The organism is Streptomyces sp. NA02950, from assembly GCF_013364155.1.
GTDB lineage: Bacteria > Actinomycetota > Actinomycetes > Streptomycetales > Streptomycetaceae > Streptomyces.
In genome coordinates this window covers 1,403,270-1,420,000 of the sequence record NZ_CP054916.1, presented here as the reverse complement: position 1 = coordinate 1,420,000, position 16,731 = coordinate 1,403,270, and the positions used below count along the sequence as shown (strand labels likewise).

11 protein-coding genes, 2 rRNA genes, 1 pseudogene and 1 riboswitch (1 of these 15 running past the window's edge) are annotated in these 16,731 nt (G+C 68.5%); of the genes and pseudogenes, 13 read left to right on the top strand and 1 reads right to left on the bottom strand.

From position 1 onward, the window contains the following. The 12 genes and pseudogenes from HUT19_RS05745 to HUT19_RS05690 form a co-directional block, all read left to right on the top strand. A 23S ribosomal RNA gene (locus HUT19_RS05745) occupies positions 1 to 1,908 on the top strand; it begins 1,216 nt to the left of the window's first position. Positions 1,909 to 1,979: 71 nt separating this feature from the next. Further along, positions 1,980 to 2,096, top strand: a 5S ribosomal RNA gene (gene rrf / locus HUT19_RS05740). Between the two features lie 147 nt (positions 2,097 to 2,243). Continuing rightward, positions 2,244 to 2,852 carry a CDP-alcohol phosphatidyltransferase family protein gene (locus HUT19_RS05735; protein ID WP_176179398.1) on the top strand — a complete coding sequence of 203 codons (609 nt, stop codon included), beginning with the start codon at positions 2,244 to 2,246 and terminating at the stop codon, positions 2,850 to 2,852. A gap of 110 nt (positions 2,853 to 2,962) precedes the next feature. Next, positions 2,963 to 5,458 (top strand): mannose-1-phosphate guanyltransferase, encoded by a 2,496-nt coding sequence (locus tag HUT19_RS05730; RefSeq protein ID WP_176179396.1) that lies wholly within the window; start codon positions 2,963 to 2,965, stop codon positions 5,456 to 5,458. A 107-nt stretch (positions 5,459 to 5,565) separates the two neighbouring features. Beyond that, complete coding sequence (locus HUT19_RS05725) at positions 5,566 to 6,510, top strand: DUF881 domain-containing protein (RefSeq protein WP_254885455.1); 945 nt, start codon at positions 5,566 to 5,568, stop codon at positions 6,508 to 6,510. Then, positions 6,507 to 6,839 carry a small basic family protein gene (locus HUT19_RS05720; protein ID WP_014058688.1) on the top strand — a complete coding sequence of 111 codons (333 nt, stop codon included), beginning with the start codon at positions 6,507 to 6,509 and terminating at the stop codon, positions 6,837 to 6,839. The genes HUT19_RS05725 and HUT19_RS05720 overlap by 4 nt, the downstream gene beginning before the upstream one ends. 626 nt (positions 6,840 to 7,465) lie before the next feature. Further along, a pseudogene (locus tag HUT19_RS05715) lies at positions 7,466 to 8,185 on the top strand (DUF881 domain-containing protein); the annotation flags it as partial. A gap of 130 nt (positions 8,186 to 8,315) precedes the next feature. Next, positions 8,316 to 9,170, top strand: coding sequence for an FHA domain-containing protein (locus HUT19_RS05710; protein WP_217712241.1), 855 nt, complete (start codon positions 8,316 to 8,318; stop codon positions 9,168 to 9,170). A 17-nt stretch (positions 9,171 to 9,187) separates the two neighbouring features. Then, complete coding sequence (locus HUT19_RS05705) at positions 9,188 to 9,940, top strand: MerR family transcriptional regulator (protein ID WP_176179393.1); 753 nt, start codon at positions 9,188 to 9,190, stop codon at positions 9,938 to 9,940. Between the two features lie 52 nt (positions 9,941 to 9,992). Continuing rightward, the gene (locus HUT19_RS05700) at positions 9,993 to 10,466 is read left to right on the top strand and encodes a bifunctional nuclease family protein (RefSeq protein WP_014058684.1); all 474 of its coding nucleotides are present in this window, start codon (positions 9,993 to 9,995) and stop codon (positions 10,464 to 10,466) included. 199 nt (positions 10,467 to 10,665) lie between these two features. Beyond that, positions 10,666 to 11,295: a MerR family transcriptional regulator gene (locus HUT19_RS05695; protein ID WP_176179392.1), complete on the top strand. Its 630-nt coding sequence runs from the start codon at positions 10,666 to 10,668 to the stop codon at positions 11,293 to 11,295. A 149-nt stretch (positions 11,296 to 11,444) separates the two neighbouring features. After that, positions 11,445 to 12,962: a DNA polymerase IV gene (locus tag HUT19_RS05690; RefSeq protein ID WP_176179391.1), complete on the top strand. Its 1,518-nt coding sequence runs from the start codon at positions 11,445 to 11,447 to the stop codon at positions 12,960 to 12,962. Here the strand turns inward: HUT19_RS05690 and HUT19_RS05685 are convergent. Continuing rightward, on the bottom strand, positions 12,938 to 13,255 hold the full coding sequence (locus HUT19_RS05685) for a PRC-barrel domain-containing protein (RefSeq protein WP_176186516.1): 318 nt from the start codon (positions 13,253 to 13,255) through the stop codon (positions 12,938 to 12,940). The two genes, HUT19_RS05690 and HUT19_RS05685, sit on opposite strands and share 25 nt — an antisense overlap. A gap of 125 nt (positions 13,256 to 13,380) precedes the next feature. Next, positions 13,381 to 13,479, top strand: a riboswitch (glycine riboswitch). A gap of 189 nt (positions 13,480 to 13,668) precedes the next feature. On the opposite strand from HUT19_RS05685, the gene gcvP reads away from it, so the two are divergent. Next, positions 13,669 to 16,581 carry an aminomethyl-transferring glycine dehydrogenase gene (gcvP, locus tag HUT19_RS05680; RefSeq protein WP_176179390.1) on the top strand — a complete coding sequence of 971 codons (2,913 nt, stop codon included), beginning with the start codon at positions 13,669 to 13,671 and terminating at the stop codon, positions 16,579 to 16,581. Positions 16,582 to 16,731: the final 150 nt, after the last annotated feature.

The window sequence follows — 16,731 nt, the reverse complement described above, 5'->3', positions numbered from 1 at the left end:
ATTCCGCGCCGACAATGTAGCGGGGCTCAAGCGTACCGCCGAAGTCGTGTCAATCCAGCATTAACCCCTAACGGGGGCTGGGTTGGGTAGGGGAGCGTCGTGTGCCGGGTGAAGCAGCCGTGTAAGCGAGTTGTGGATGGTTCACGAGTGAGAATGCAGGCATGAGTAGCGATACACACGTGGGAAACGTGTGCGCCGATTGACTAAGGGTTCCTGGGTCAAGCTGATCTGCCCAGGGTAAGTCGGGACCTAAGGCGAGGCCGACAGGCGTAGTCGATGGACAACCGGTTGATATTCCGGTACCCGCTTTGAAGCGCCCAATATCGAATCCTCTGATGCTAAGGCCGTGAAGCCGCCCCTGATCTCTTCGGAGTGAGGGGGAGTGGTGGAGCCGCCGGTCCAAGGTGGTAGTAGGTAAGTGATGGGGTGACGCAGGAAGGTAGTCCAGCCCGGGCGGTGGTTGTCCCGGGGTAAGGGTGTAGGCCGTGTGGTAGGTAAATCCGTCGCACGTTAAGGCTGAGACCTGATGCCGAGCCGATTGTGGTGAAGTGGATGATCCTATGCTGTCGAGAAAAGCCTCTAGCGAGTTTCATGGCGGCCCGTACCCTAAACCGACTCAGGTGGTCAGGTAGAGAATACCGAGGCGTTCGGGTGAACTATGGTTAAGGAACTCGGCAAAATGCCCCCGTAACTTCGGGAGAAGGGGGGCCATTGCTGGTGATCACTCTTGCAGTGTGAGCTGGTGGTGGCCGCAGAGACCAGCGAGAAGCGACTGTTTACTAAAAACACAGGTCCGTGCGAAGCCGTAAGGCGATGTATACGGACTGACGCCTGCCCGGTGCTGGAACGTTAAGGGGACCGGTTAGCTCCATTTCGGTGGGGCGAAGCTGAGAACTTAAGCGCCAGTAAACGGCGGTGGTAACTATAACCATCCTAAGGTAGCGAAATTCCTTGTCGGGTAAGTTCCGACCTGCACGAATGGCGTAACGACTTCTCGACTGTCTCAACCATAGGCCCGGTGAAATTGCATTACGAGTAAAGATGCTCGTTTCGCGCAGCAGGACGGAAAGACCCCGGGACCTTTACTACAGCTTGATATTGGTGTTCGGTTCGGCTTGTGTAGGATAGGTGGGAGACTGTGAACTCTGGACGCCAGTTCAGGGGGAGTCATTGTTGAAATACCACTCTGGTCGTGCTGGATGTCTAACCTGGGTCCGTGATCCGGATCAGGGACAGTGTCTGGTGGGTAGTTTAACTGGGGCGGTTGCCTCCTAAAGGGTAACGGAGGCGCCCAAAGGTTCCCTCAGCCTGGTTGGCAATCAGGTGTTGAGTGTAAGTGCACAAGGGAGCTTGACTGTGAGACTGACGGGTCGAGCAGGGACGAAAGTCGGGACTAGTGATCCGGCGGTGGCTTGTGGAAGCGCCGTCGCTCAACGGATAAAAGGTACCCCGGGGATAACAGGCTGATCTTCCCCAAGAGTCCATATCGACGGGATGGTTTGGCACCTCGATGTCGGCTCGTCGCATCCTGGGGCTGGAGTCGGTCCCAAGGGTTGGGCTGTTCGCCCATTAAAGCGGTACGCGAGCTGGGTTTAGAACGTCGTGAGACAGTTCGGTCCCTATCCGCTGTGCGCGTAGGAGTCTTGAGAAGGGCTGTCCCTAGTACGAGAGGACCGGGACGGACGAACCTCTGGTGTGCCAGTTGTCCTGCCAAGGGCATGGCTGGTTGGCTACGTTCGGGAGGGATAACCGCTGAAAGCATCTAAGCGGGAAGCCTGCTTCGAGATGAGGGCTCCCACCCACTTGATGGGTTAAGGCTCCCAGTAGACGACTGGGTTGATAGGCCAGATATGGAAGCCGGGTGACCGGTGGAGTTGACTGGTACTAATAGGCCGAGGGCTTGTCCTCAGTTGCTCGCGTCCACTGTGTTGGTTCTGAAGTAATGAACCGTGTCCATGTCCGGTTCAACTTTATAGTGTTTCGGTGGTCATTGCGTTAGGGAAACGCCCGGTTACATTCCGAACCCGGAAGCTAAGCCTTTCAGCGCCGATGGTACTGCAGGGGGGACCCTGTGGGAGAGTAGGACGCCGCCGAACAAATTGTGCAAAAGCCCCCGAAGGGAAGTGATGTTCCCTTCGGGGGCTTTTTGTTGTCACTGTCGCCCCGACCCGGTGCGAGGACTGTCCGTCCCTACCGGTAAGGTCATGAGGCATCATCGGAACGTTCTCGCAGGAGGCTCCCGGGTGGAGGTCCAGGAGACACGCGTTCAGACGGACCGTGTACTCACGATCCCGAACATCCTCAGCACCGCGCGCCTCCTCGGCGTGCCGCTTTTCCTGTGGTTGATCCTCCGGCCCGAGTTCGGCGGGCCCAAGAGCGATGGCTGGGCCCTGCTCGTACTGCTGCTCAGCGGCATCAGCGACTATCTCGACGGCAAGCTGGCCCGTCGCTGGAACCAGATCTCCAGCCTTGGCCGGATCCTCGATCCGGCGGCTGACCGTCTCTACATTCTGTCTACACTCGTCGGCCTCACCTGGCGCGAGATCCTGCCCATCTGGCTGCCCGCGGTACTCCTCGCCCGGGAGCTGGTGCTGCTTGTGATGGTGTGGATCCTCCGCCGTCACGGCTATCCGCCACCGCAGGTGAACTTCCTCGGCAAGGCGGCCACGTTCAACCTGATGTACGCCTTCCCGTTGCTCCTTCTGAGTGATGGAAGTGGCTGGCTTCACACGACCGCCGCTATTTTCGGATGGGCGTTCGCCGGATGGGGTACAACACTCTATTGGTGGGCAGGAGTCCTCTACGTGGTTCAGGTCCGCCGACTTGTCAGGGCGGACGCCGCGGCCGACTGAGCTCGCCGTAGCCGGAGCCTGTTGAGGCCGGATGCCCGGAGCGCGTTCCAGGGCCATCGGGCGTGCGCGGTCGGCATGACCGTCGTCTCTTCAAGGAGGACGCTTCCGACATGAAGGCCGTCGTGATGGCGGGAGGCGAGGGAACTCGTCTGCGCCCGATGACCTCGACCATGCCCAAACCGCTGCTGCCCGTGGCCAACCGGCCCATCATGGAGCATGTGCTGCGGCTGCTGAAGCGGCATGGGCTGTCCGAGACCGTGGTGACCGTCCAGTTCCTCGCCTCCCTGGTGAAGAACTACTTCGGTGATGGCGAGGAGCTCGGCATGGAGCTCACCTACGCCAACGAGGAGAAGCCACTCGGAACCGCCGGCAGCGTCAAGAACGCGGAAGAGGCACTCAAGGACGATGCCTTTCTGGTCATCTCCGGGGACGCTCTGACCGATTTTGACCTCACCGAGCTGATCAATTTCCATAAGGAAAAGGGCGCGCTCGTCACCGTCTGTCTGACCCGTGTCCCCAATCCGCTTGAATTCGGCATCACCATCGTCGACGAGGGCGGAAAGGTCGAGCGCTTCCTGGAGAAGCCCACCTGGGGCCAGGTCTTCTCGGACACCGTCAACACCGGCATCTATGTCATGGAGCCGGAAGTCTTCGACTACGTCGAGCCCGATGTCCCCGTGGACTGGTCCGGCGATGTCTTCCCGCAGCTCATGAAGGAGGGCAAGCCCGTCTTCGGCTATGTCGCGGAGGGCTACTGGGAGGACGTCGGCACCCATGAGAGCTATGTGAAGGCCCAGGCCGATGTCCTCGAGGGCAAGGTCGACGTCGAGATCGACGGTTTCGAGATGTCCCCGGGCGTCTGGGTCGCCGAAGGAGCCGAGGTCCACCCCGACGCCGTGCTCCGCGGTCCGCTCTACATCGGGGACTACGCCAAGGTCGAGGCGGATGCCGAGATCCGCGAGCACACCGTCGTCGGGTCCAATGTCGTCGTGAAGACCGGTGCCTTCCTCCACAAGGCGGTGGTGCACGACAACGTGTACGTCGGCCAGCAGAGCAATCTGCGCGGCTGTGTCATCGGAAAGAACACCGACATCATGCGTGCCGCCCGGATCGAGGACGGCGCGGTCATCGGCGACGAATGCCTGATCGGCGAGGAGTCGATCGTCCAGGGGAATGTCCGTGTCTATCCGTTCAAGACCATCGAGGCGGGCGCGTTCGTCAACACGTCGGTCATCTGGGAGTCCCGCGGACAGGCCCATCTGTTCGGCACCCGCGGTGTCTCCGGGATCCTCAATGTGGAGATCACCCCGGAGCTCGCGGTGCGGCTGGCCGGCGCGTATGCGACCACCCTCAAGAAGGGCTCCACGGTCACCACGGCGCGTGACCACTCCCGTGGTGCGCGCGCACTCAAGCGGGCCGTGATCTCCGCCCTCCAGACCAGCGCCATCGATGTGCGGGACCTGGAGAACGTACCGCTGCCGGTGGCCCGCCAGCAGACCGCGCGCGGCAGCGCCGGCGGCATCATGATCCGTACCTCGCCCGGGGTGCCGGACTCGGTCGACATCATGTTCTTCGACGAACTCGGCGCCGATCTGTCCGCGGCCCGCCAGCGCAAGCTGGACCGGGTCTACGCACGCCAGGAGTACCGCCGGGCGTTCCCCGGGGAGATCGGCGACCTCAGCTTCCCGTCGAGCGTCTACGACTCGTACACCGGATCACTGCTGCGGGCCGTGGACATCAGCGGTATCGCCGAATCCGGCCTCAAGGTCGTCGTGGACGCCTCGAACGGAAGTGCCGGTCTGGTGCTCCCGAGCCTGCTCGGCCGGCTCGGGGTGGACGCCCTGACGATCAATCCCGGTCTCAACGAGTCGCGTCCGACGGAGACCGCGGACGCCCGTCGCTCGGGCCTGGCCCGTCTCGGCGAGATCGTCGCCTCGGCCCGCGCGGCCTTCGGGGTGCGGTTCGACCCCGTCGGTGAGCGGCTCTCGCTGGTGGACGAGCGGGGCCGCATCGTGGAGGACGACCGGGCACTGCTGGTCATGCTGGACCTGGTGGCCGCCGAGCGGCGCAGCGGGCGGGTGGCGCTTCCGGTGACGACGACCCGTATCGCCGAGCAGGTGGCGGCGTACCACGGCACCCAGGTGGAGTGGACGACCACGGCCGCGGACGACCTCACCCGTGTCGCCCGCTCGGAGACCACCGTCTTCGGCGGCGACGGTCGTGGCGGCCTCATCATCCCCGAGTTCAGCAGTGTCTTCGACGGCACGGCGGCCTTCGTCCGGCTGATCGGTCTGGTGGCGCGCACCCAGTTGACGTTGAGTCAGATCGACGCCAGGATTCCGCGTGCGCATGTGCAGCGCCGCGATCTGGCCACCCCCTGGGCGGTCAAGGGTCTGGTGATGCGGCATGTGGTGGAGGCCGCGGGCGACCGTTCCGTGGACACCACCGACGGGGTGCGCGTCGTCGAGGCCGATGGGCGCTGGGTGATGGTGCTGCCCGATCCGGCCGAGGCGGTCACCCACCTGTGGGCGGAGGGTCCGGACGACGCCTCCGCGCAGGCCCTGCTGGACGAATGGTCCGGCGTCGTGGACAGTGCGGGACGCTGATACGGCGGTCGTTCCGGCGCCTTCGCGCGCGTCGGGGCGCCGCCTCCCGGCCCCGGATCCGGCACGCCGATGGGGCCATTGGGTGACGGCGCCCCCGACGTGCGACGATGTGCGGCATGTCGCAGCAGCCCCCCGTTCGGAGCACAGAATCGCCGAGCCCGCGCCCGCGTCTCGATGCGTCCATGTCGCTGCTGACCAATGTGATGGATCACAGTCTCGACGACGGTTACGCGGAGGCGGCCGCACGGCGCGGGGAGACCGGGCGGTCGGGGCTGCCCCGGACCCTGCGCGCCAAGCTGGGGCTGGCCCTGGGGCTTGTCCTGGTGGCGGTCGTGGTGACCATCGGCGCCGCCGAAGCACGGATATCGGCGCCCACACTGGCCAAGGAGCGGGAAGAACTCATCGACCGCATCGAGCGGGGGAACTCCGACGCGGACGAGCTCGCCAAGAGCGTGGACCGGCTCCGCGGCGAGGTCGGGGAGAAACAGCGGCAGGCGCTGAAGAAGCACGGTGGGGCCAAGGGCGATCTGCTCGCGCTGCTGGCGGGGGCGACCGAGGTGACCGGACCCGGTCTGAAGCTGGTCGTCAATGACGCCAAGCACGCCGAGAGCGGCGGCGGGGGACCGCGGGAGCGCGCCGACTTCTCCGACACCGGGCGGGTGCGCGACCACGACATGCAGCGTGTGGTCAACGGTCTGTGGGAGGCGGGGGCCGAGGCCGTCTCGATCAATGGACAGCGGCTGACCGCACTGTCCGCGATCAGGGCCGCGGGGGACGCCATACTGGTCGACAACAAGCCGCTGGCACCGCCCTATACGGTGCTCGCGGTGGGGGACGGCCAGCGGCTGAGCACCCGCTTCCAGGACAGTGCCGACGGACAGTATCTCCATGTCCTCAAGGAGAACTACGACATCCGCACCAGCATTACCGCCCAGGACAAGGTCCGGCTTCCGGCCGCGCCGAGTCTGATCGTACGTACCGCGGAACCGATAGCCGGTGGCGCGGACAAGGGCGGCGCCGAAACCGCCGACACAGGGAAGGGCACATCGTGATCGCCGTATTGGGCCTCATCGTGGGAGTCGTGGTCGGACTTGTGGTCCGACCCGTGGTGCCGACGGTGGTCGAGCCCTATCTGCCGATCGCCGTCGTCGCGGCACTCGACGCGGTCTTCGGCGGCTTCCGCGCGATGCTGGACGGGATCTTCGACGACAAGGTCTTCGTCGTATCGTTCCTCTCCAATGTGGTGGTGGCCGCGCTGATCGTGTTCCTGGGCGACAAGCTGGGCGTCGGCGCCCAGCTGTCCACCGGGGTCGTGGTGGTCCTCGGTATCCGGATCTTCTCCAACGCTGCCGCGATCCGGCGGCATGTGTTCCGGGCGTGAGGCCGATGACGACTGACGACACCCCCGAGAAGCCGGAGCGGTCCGAGGCTTCCGCGCGGCGGCCGGAGGAGCGCGGTTCCTCGGAGTGCCCGGCCCGGCCGGAACCGCGCCCGGACGGGCCCGAGCGGCGTGACCGTCCCGAGCGACCGGACCAGTCCGAGCGGCCTGACCGCCCCGAGCGGCCCGACCGTCCCGGTGCGGAGGCCGGCAAGGACGAGCGGCCGGAACGGAACGGCAGGCCCCGGCAGTCCCAGCAGCCCCGTGGACCCCAGTCGCCCCAGCCGCCCCGGCAGCAGCCCGAGCGACCGGGCCCGCCGGGCCGCTCCGCAGGGGCCGCGGCCGGACGACCGCTTCCGCCGGAGCGGCCGAGTCATGAGCGCGCGGAGGCCGGGTCCGCCGGCCCCCAGCCGTCGGAGGCCCGGCCCGGGCGGGCCCAGCGGCCGAATGCCCAGCCCCCCGGAGCGAAGCGGTCCGGAGCCAAGCCGTCCGGGGCTCAGCCCTCCGGGGCGCGGCGCACCGGCGGCGAGCCCTCGGCCGCCACGCCGGGCGAGGGCCCGCGGAAGGGTGCCCACGACGCCGCGGGCCCCGCGCCCGAGCGCCCGGCCGAGGACGAGGCAGAGAAGCCGCTGACCGGCCGCCAGCGCCTGGTGAAGGGCCTGTGGCCGCCCCGGATGACCCGTGCCCAGCTGATCGTCGCCCTGCTGCTGTTCGGCCTCGGTCTCGGTCTGGCCATCCAGGTGCGCTCGACCAACGAGAACAGCGTGCTGCGCGGCGCCCGCCAGGAGGACCTGGTGCGGATCCTCGACGAACTGGACGACCGCACCCAGCGGCTCCAGGACGAGAAGCGCCGCCTGGAGGGCCAGCGGACCGAGCTGGAGAACAGCTCGGACCAGGCCGAGGAGGCCCGTAAGCAGACGCTCCAGAAGGAGCAGCAGCTCGGGGTGCTCGCCGGTACGGTCGGTGCGCAGGGCCCGGGTATCACGATGACGATCAACGACTCCCGGGGTGCCGTGGAGGCCGACATGCTGCTGGACACGGTCCAGGAGCTGCGGGCCGCGGGCGCCGAGGCGATTCAGATCGGCAAGGTGCGGGTGGTCGCCAACACCTACTTCGCGGATACCGGCGGAGGGGTGGAGATCGATGGACAGAGGGTGACGCGCCCGTACGTCGTCAAGGTGATCGGCAAGCCGGAGGATCTGGAGCCGGCGCTCAACATTCCGGGCGGAGTGGTGCAGAGTCTGGAGAAGGAGCAGGCCACTGTGTCCATTCTGCGGCAGAAGAAGATCGTTGTGGATGCCTTGCGGTCCACGAAGCGGCCTGACTACGCTCGGTCGTCATCACGGTGAGGCGGTTCGAAATGAGGGTCTCTCAGGGAGACCATGTGGACGCGGGGGGTCAACGCACCGGAAGAGTCCCGCGTGATGGAAACTGTCTGGTGGTCACGGACGTTGTGAGGGTGTCCGGACCGTCTGGTGTGTGCATCGAGGGTTTGTCCTGCCCCACGGGCGGGTCTGTTTCAGTCAAGGGGAATCGCCCGTGAAGTTGTTCGGGAAGTTGTTCGGGAAGAGTGCACGCCAGGACGGCGGCAGCAGCACCGCTCGCCACCGCGCCCCGCGTGCCGCGGAAGAGAGTGAAGGGGGGAGCGAGGAGCGCCCGCTGTTCCGGGACCAGGTCGGCGGTCCCCAGGGTGGCGACATTTCGGGCGGCCGGGGCGCGTCTTCTGTTGACCCCTCGGCGGCCGGACGCATAGGTTTCGAAGAACCATCGACCTCGAGTGGTGGAGGGTTCGGCTTGCCTGTTTGTACGAGGTGCGGGCATCGGAACGCCGAGGCCAGCCGGTTCTGCTCCAACTGCGGCGCGCCACTGAGGGGCGGTGCGCCCTCCGAGCGCGCCTCCGAGACCACCTCGACCATCTCGATCTCCGGCCTCGAGGCGTACGACGCCGAGGTCACCGGGCAGACGCAGCTGCCCTCGCTCAGCCCCGAGGCCCAGGCCGCCGTCGAGGCGCTGCCCCTGGGATCGGCGCTGCTGGTGGTCCGCCGCGGGCCCAACTCCGGCAGCCGGTTCCTGCTGGACAGCGATGTGACCACGGCCGGCCGTCACCCGCAGAGCGACATCTTCCTGGACGACGTCACGGTCTCCCGCCGCCACGTGGAGTTCCGGCGCGGCCAGGACGGCAGCTTCACCGTCGTGGATGTCGGCAGCCTCAACGGGACGTATGTCAACCGTGAGCAGATCGACGCGCCGCTGGTCCTGGCCAGCGGTGACGAGGTGCAGATCGGGAAGTACCGGCTGGTCTTCTACCCGAGCCAGCGGGGCGTCGGTATCTGACCCGTCAGGGGAGGTCCATGCTTCAGACACCGTCGGGCGGTGCCGACACCGGCACCGCCCCCGCGGGCGGCCGGACGATGAGCATCGGCACCGTGCTGAATCTGCTGCGGGACGAGTTCCCCGAGGTCACCCTCTCCAAGATCCGTTTTTTGGAGTCGGAGGGGCTGGTGGAGCCGAGGCGCACCCCGTCCGGGTATCGCAAATTCAGCCAGGGGGACGTGGAACGGCTGGCTCTGATCCTCCGGATGCAGCGTGATCACTATCTGCCGCTCAAGGTCATCCGGGAGCATCTGGAGGCCCTGGAGCGCGGTGAGCGGCCGCAGCTGCCCACAGGGCCGCAGGGGGAGCGGCAGAGTGAGCTGCTGGATCCCACCGCCGAGGACTCCCAGGGCGCCCCCACGGCCGCCCGGATGGGCCGTGCCGAGCTGCTGGCGGCGGCCGAGGTCAGCGAGGCGGAGCTGGCCGAATGGGAGTCGTACGGCCTGATCGCGGCGGCCGGGGACGGCGGATTCGACAGCGAGGCGGTGGCCGTCGCCCGGCTCATCGCCGAGCTGGGCCGTTTCGGTCTGGAGCCACGTCATCTGCGGATCATGAAAGCGTCCGCCGAGCGGGAGGCCGGGCTGGTGGAGCAGGTGGTCGCTCCGCTGCGATTGCATCGAAATCCGCAGACCAGGGCCCATGCGGAGGCCAGTGCGCGGGAGCTGGCCACCCTCTCCGTACGGCTTCACGCGGCCCTGGTGCAGACCGCTCTGCGGGCCCAGGCACACTGAGCGGCCGGGCCCCGACTATCCAAACCGGCCGCGCACGTCCTAGGGTTGCTGTGTGAACGAGCTCGACGTCGTGGGTGTCCGGGTGGAAATGCCCTCCAACCAACCGATCGTGCTCCTGCGCGAGGTGGGAGGCGACCGCTACCTCCCGATCTGGATCGGACCAGGGGAGGCGACGGCGATTGCCTTCGCCCAGCAGGGCATGGCACCGGCGCGCCCGCTGACCCACGACCTTTTCAAGGACGTGCTCGAAGCGGTCGGCCAGCAGCTCACCGAGGTCCGGATCACGGATCTGCGCGAGGGGGTCTTCTACGCGGAGCTGGTGTTCGCCAGCGGTGTCGAGGTCAGCGCACGGCCTTCCGACGCCATAGCGCTTGCCCTGCGCACCGGGACGCCGATCTACGGCAGCGACGGCGTGCTGGACGACGCCGGTATCGCGATCCCGGACGAGCAGGAGGACGAGGTGGAGAAGTTCCGCGAGTTCCTCGACCAGATCTCGCCCGAGGACTTCGGCACCAGCAGCCAGTGACCAGAAGTGAGTGGCCATGAGTGGCCAGTGCTGAAGTCTGCCGGTCTTCGCTAGAGCATTCGAGTAGCCTTTCCCGGAAGAGGGACACGGGAAACCACCCTTAGGGTGATTATCACTCGGCGTGGCGAGTGTGGCGATCGTTGACGCACCCCGGGTGACTGCCTACCTTCAAGATGGCAGGTCGAGGACGGAGGTCGGCGTGAGAAGCACCGGCGACGGCACGGCGGCCGGCGGTCCGTTTGCGCTCCAGGGGGGCGCATCGGCCGAACCGGCACTCAAGGCTCGGGTCACGGCACAGATTGCGCCGCCGGGCGGCGAGCCAGCCGCGGGGGGGACGGAGCGGGTCGGTTACCGCGGGCCGACCGCGTGCGCGGCCGCGGGCATCACCTACCGCCAGCTGGACTACTGGGCCCGTACCGGTCTGGTGGAACCCAGCGTACGGCCCGCCTACGGCTCGGGAAGCCAGCGGCTGTACAGCTTCCGGGACGTTGTCGTCCTGAAGATCGTCAAACGACTGCTGGACACCGGTGTGTCCTTGCAGAACATCCGGGCGGCCGTCCAGCACCTGCGTACCCGCGGGCTCGACGACCTCGCCCAGATGACCCTGATGAGTGACGGCGCCACCGTCTACGAATGCACCTCGCCGGATGAGGTCGTCGACCTCCTCCAGGGCGGCCAGGGTGTCTTCGGGATCGCCGTGGGCGTGGTGTGGCGGGACGTCGAGAGCGCGCTGTCCCAGCTGCACGGGGAGCGTGTGGACACCGGCGAGACGCTGGTCGGCCACAACCCCGCCGACGAGCTGGCCCGCCGCCGCAACAGGGCGGGCTGACCGCCCGGAGCCGGGGGCGCGTCCCGGCGGTGTGCGGCGCACCCTCGACCGTCGACAGTGGCTTCGGCGCCCTGGCGGGGGCACCCCAGGCCGGGGGAGAGCCGAGCGTCGTAGGGAATTGTCAGTGGTGTGCGGCAGCATCGGTAGGTGTGAGGGGTGCGCCGACGATCCTGCATCTGGACATGGACGCCTTCTTCGCCGCGGCGGAGCAGGCGGCCAAGCCCAGCCTGCGCGGCAAACCGGTGATCGTGGGCGGCCTCGGCCCGCGCGGTGTGGTCTCCACCGCGTCCTACGAGGCCAGGGTGTTCGGGGTCCACTCGGCCATGGCGATGGCGCAGGCCCGTCGGCTGTGTCCCAATGCCGCGTACCTCACCCCCCGCTTCACCGTGTACCGCCAGGTGAGTGACGCCGTGATGGCGCTGCTGCACGCGCTGTCGCCGCTGGTGGAGCCGCTCAGTCTGGACGAGGCGTTCGTGGACCTGGAGGCGGGTGGCACCGAGCCCGCCGTCGGCGCGGCGCGGGCGGTGGGGGAGCGGCTGCGGGCCGACATCCGGGCGGTGACCGGGCTGACCGGTTCGGTGGGTCTGGCCGGGTCCAAGATGCTCGCCAAGATCGCTTCGGAGCAGGCCAAGCCCGACGGCCTGGTGGTCATCGAGCCCGGTACGGAGCGGGAGCTGCTCGGTCCGATGCCGGTGCGCACGCTGCCGGGCGTCGGCCCGGCCACGGCCGAGGCGCTGCGCCGCGCCGGGATCCACACCGTGGCGGAGACCCGGGAGGCGGGCGAGGCGGAGCTGGTGCGGCTGCTGGGCAGGGCCCACGGGGCGTCGCTGCACCTGATGGCCGACGGGCGGGACGAGCGCCCGGTGGTGGCCGAGCGCGACACCAAGTCCGTGTCGGTGGAGGACACCTTCGATGTCGATCTGACCGATCGCACCCGGGTGCAGCTGGAGGTGGCGCGGCTCGCCGACCGCTGTGTGCGGCGGCTGCGCGCGGCGGGCCACTCGGGGCGCACGATCGTGCTCAAGGTGCGGCGGTACGACTTCTCGACGATGACCCGCTCGGAGACCCTGCGCGGGCCCACGGACGACCCCGCGGTGGTGCGGGAGGCGGCGGCCCGGCTGCTGGAGGGCGTGGACACCACCGCGGGCGTGCGGCTGCTGGGGGTGGGTGTGAGCGGTCTGGCGGACTTCACCCAGGAGGATCTGTTCGCGCAGGCCGCGCAGGCCGCTCACGAGGCGCTGGAGGACGCGGAGGCGGCGCCGGGCGGCGGTGGGGCCGAGACCGCGGGGCCGGGCCCGGAGGAGGCCGTCGAGCACACCGGGAGACCGCGGCGCTGGCTGCCGGGGGAGGATGTGCGACACAGCGAGTTCGGTGCGGGATGGGTGCAGGGGAGCGGGGTGGGCCGGGTGACGGTGCGCTTCGAGACGCCCTGGTCGGATCCGGGCCGGGTGCGGACGTTCGCCGTGGACGACCCCGCGCTGGAACCGGGCGAACCGCTGCCGCTGCTGGAGCCCGCCGGGGGTCCGGAAACGGGCCCCGGCCCCCACGGGGATCCCGGCGGCGGCCCGGGTGCCCGATCGCGCCACGACCGCGATCACGACCACGGACAGGGCCACGACCACGGACAGGGCCGTGACCAGGGTCAGCCGGTGACGTCCAGTCCGTAGTGGTGGTACAGCTGGAGCTCCTGCTCGGGCGAGAGATGGCGGCCGACCCCGAAGTCCGGGGCGTCCTTGATCAGCGCCCGGTCGTAGGGCACCCGGAGGGTGTCGCCGACGACCTCGCTCGGTTCCAGCGGTACGAACACATCCCGGCTGAACAGTCCGGTGCGTACCGCCGCCCACTCGGGCTCGCCGGTCGCGTCGTCGAGATAGACCTCGTCCACGGTGCCGATCTTGGCGCCCTCGCGGTCGAATGCCTTGCGGCCGATCAGGGTCCGCGGGTCGATATCGGTCTGCACGCTCTCTCCCACAGGTGGCAATTGTCCAGTGATAACTACAAAAAGCCACATCGCCGCGCGCGGCCACTCGAGCGGTCGGCGCCCCGCCCGTGCGACAGATGCGCTGGTACGCTGGCTTTGGCTGTAGACCCCGTGCGGGAGAGTTCTCCGTCGATTGTTGTCGGAGGCGCCGAAGGAGCAAATCCTCCCCGGAATCTCTCAGGCACACGTACCGTGCGGGTGAGGTCACTCTGGAAAGCAGGGTGGGCCACGGGCGGGCGTCGCTCCGAAACCCCTCCTCACCGACGGTGAAAGCCGGTCAGGCACAACGCGGGCCGGTGAAGCTCTCAGGTTGATGACAGAGGGGGAGGCCGTCCGGGCACCCGCGCCGTGGTGCCCCTCGTCGGTCGTTACAGACCAGGAGGCCCCCGCAGATGACCGCCAACCGCATCTCGCTCTCCGATCTGGAGTGCGGTACTCCGTTCGAGCAGCGCCACATCGGTCCCGACAGCGAGGCGCAGGCCAAGATGCTCGCCCAGGTCGGCTTCGGCTCGCTCGACGAGCTGACCGAGACCGCCGTACCGGATGTCATAAAGAGCACCGAGGCGCTGGATCTGCCCCCGGCCCGCAGCGAGGCGGAGGTCCTCGCCGAACTGCGTGGCCTCGCCGACCGCAACCAGGTACTGCCGTCCATGATCGGCCTGGGCTACTACGGCACCTTCACCCCGCCGGTGATCCTGCGCAATGTGATGGAGAACCCGGCCTGGTACACCGCCTACACCCCGTACCAGCCGGAGATCTCCCAGGGCCGGCTGGAGGCGCTGCTCAACTTCCAGACCGCCGTCGCCGATCTGACCGGGCTGCCCACCGCCGGTTCCTCGCTGCTCGACGAGGGCACCGCCGCCGCCGAGGCGATGGCGCTCTCGCGCCGCGTCGGCAAGGTCAAGGAGGGCGTCTTCCTGATCGACGCCGACTGTCTGCCGCAGACCATCGCCGTCATCCAGACCCGGGCCGAACCCACCGGGGTCGAGGTCGTCGTGGCCGATCTGTCCCGGGGCATCCCGGACGAGATCGCCGAGCGCGGTGTGTTCGGTGTGCTGCTCCAGTACCCGGGCGCCTCCGGTGAGGTGCGCGACCCCCGCCCGGTCATCGAGCGGGCGCACGAACTCGGCGCGATCGTCACCGTGGCCACCGATCTGCTCGCGCTCACCCTGCTCACCTCGCCCGGTGAGCTGGGCGCGGACATCGCGGTCGGCAACAGCCAGCGGTTCGGTGTGCCGATGGGCTTCGGCGGCCCGCACGCCGGATTCATGGCCGTCCGGGACACCTTCGCCCGCAACCTGCCCGGCCGGCTCGTCGGCGTCTCGGTCGACGCGGACGGCGACAAGGCGTACCGGCTGGCCCTCCAGACGCGTGAGCAGCACATCCGCCGTGAGAAGGCCACCAGCAACATCTGCACCGCCCAGGTCCTGCTGGCCGTCATGGCCGGGATGTACGCGGTCTACCACGGCCCGGACGGACTCGCGGCCATCGCCCGCCGCACCCACCGCTACGCCACCGTCCTCGCCGAGGGGCTGCGGGCGGGCGGTGTCGAGGTTGTGCACGGCGCCTACTTCGACACCCTCACCGCGCGGGTGCCCGGCCGCGCCGCCGATGTGGTCGCCGCGGCCCGCGAGGCCGGGGTCAATCTGCGGCTGACCGACGCCGACCACGTCGGCATCGCCTGCGACGAGACCACCGGCCGCGCCCAGCTCGCCGCCGTCTGGTCCGCCTTCGGCGTGGACGGCGGCAGCGGCGAGGGCACCGCGATCCCCACGGTCGACGCGCTGGACGCCGCCGCGGGCGAGGCACTGCCGCGGGAGCTGCTGCGCGGCGACGGCTATCTGTCCCACCCGGTCTTCCACCAGCACCGGTCCGAGACCGCGATGCTGCGCTATCTGCGGCGGCTGTCCGACCGGGACTACGCTCTGGACCGGGGCATGATCCCGCTCGGCTCCTGCACCATGAAGCTCAACGCCACGACCGAGATGGAGCCGGTCACCTGGCCCGAGTTCGGCGCCCTCCACCCGTTCGCGCCGATCGAGCAGGCCCACGGCTATCTGACGCTCATCCGCGAGCTGGAGGAGCGGCTGGCCGCCGTCACCGGCTACCACAAGGTCTCCCTCCAGCCCAACGCCGGTTCGCAGGGCGAGCTGTCCGGGCTGCTGGCCGTACGCGCCTACCACCGGGCCAACGGCGACACCCAGCGCACCGTCTGCCTGATCCCGTCCTCGGCGCACGGCACCAACGCGGCCAGCGCCGTGATGGCGGGAATGAAGGTCGTCGTGGTGAAGACCGGCGAGGACGGCGAGGTGGACACCGACGACCTGCGCGCCAAGATCGAGCAGTACGGCGACCAACTGGCCGTCCTGATGGTCACCTACCCTTCCACGCACGGGGTGTTCGAGGAGCACATCACCGAGATCTGTGCCGCCGTGCACGACACGGGCGGCCAGGTCTACGTGGACGGCGCGAACCTCAACGCGCTGGTCGGGCTCGCCGAGCCGGGCCGGTTCGGCGGCGATGTCTCCCACCTCAACCTGCACAAGACCTTCTGCATCCCGCACGGCGGCGGCGGACCGGGCGTCGGCCCGGTCGCGGTGCGCGAGCACCTCGCCCCCTACCTCCCCAACCACCCCATGCAGCCCGCCGCGGGCCCGGCCACCGGTGTCGGCCCGATCTCGGCGGCGCCGTGGGGCTCCGCGGGCATCCTGCCGATCTCCTGGGCGTACGTCCGGCTGATGGGCGCCGAGGGGCTGCGCCGCGCCACCCAGGTGGCGGTGCTGGGCGCCAACTACATCGCCAAGCGGCTGGAGCCGCACTACCCGGTGCTCTACACCGGCCCCGGCGGGCTGGTGGCCCACGAGTGCATCGTCGATCTGCGTCCGCTCACCAAGGCGACCGGGGTGTCCGTCGACGATGTGGCCAAGCGGCTCATCGATTACGGCTTCCACGCGCCGACGATGTCGTTCCCGGTGGCCGGGACGTTGATGATCGAGCCGACGGAGAGCGAGGACCTGGCGGAGCTGGACCGCTTCTGCGAGGCGATGATCGCGATCCGCTCGGAGATCGACAAGGTCGCCTCGGGGGAGTGGGCCAAGGAGGACAACCCGCTGCGGAACGCACCGCACACCGCGGCGTCGCTCGGCGGGGAGTGGGACCACCCGTACAGTCGGGAGGAAGCGGTCTTCCCGGCCGGGGTCTCGGCGGCCGACAAGTACTGGCCGCCGGTGCGGCGGATCGACGGGGCGTTCGGGGACCGCAACCTCGTCTGCTCCTGCCCGCCGCTGGAGTCCTACGAGGGCTAGTGCCGCGTCAGCCAAGGTTCGCCCCCCTCGCCGCCCTGGCACGCTCCCCCAGCTACCGCTGGGAGGTGCCCCCCCTCGCTGCGTCGGCCGAAAGCCCGAGCAGGCCCACTACGAGGGCCTCCCCGCGGCCTTGCGAGCGCACGCACCAGG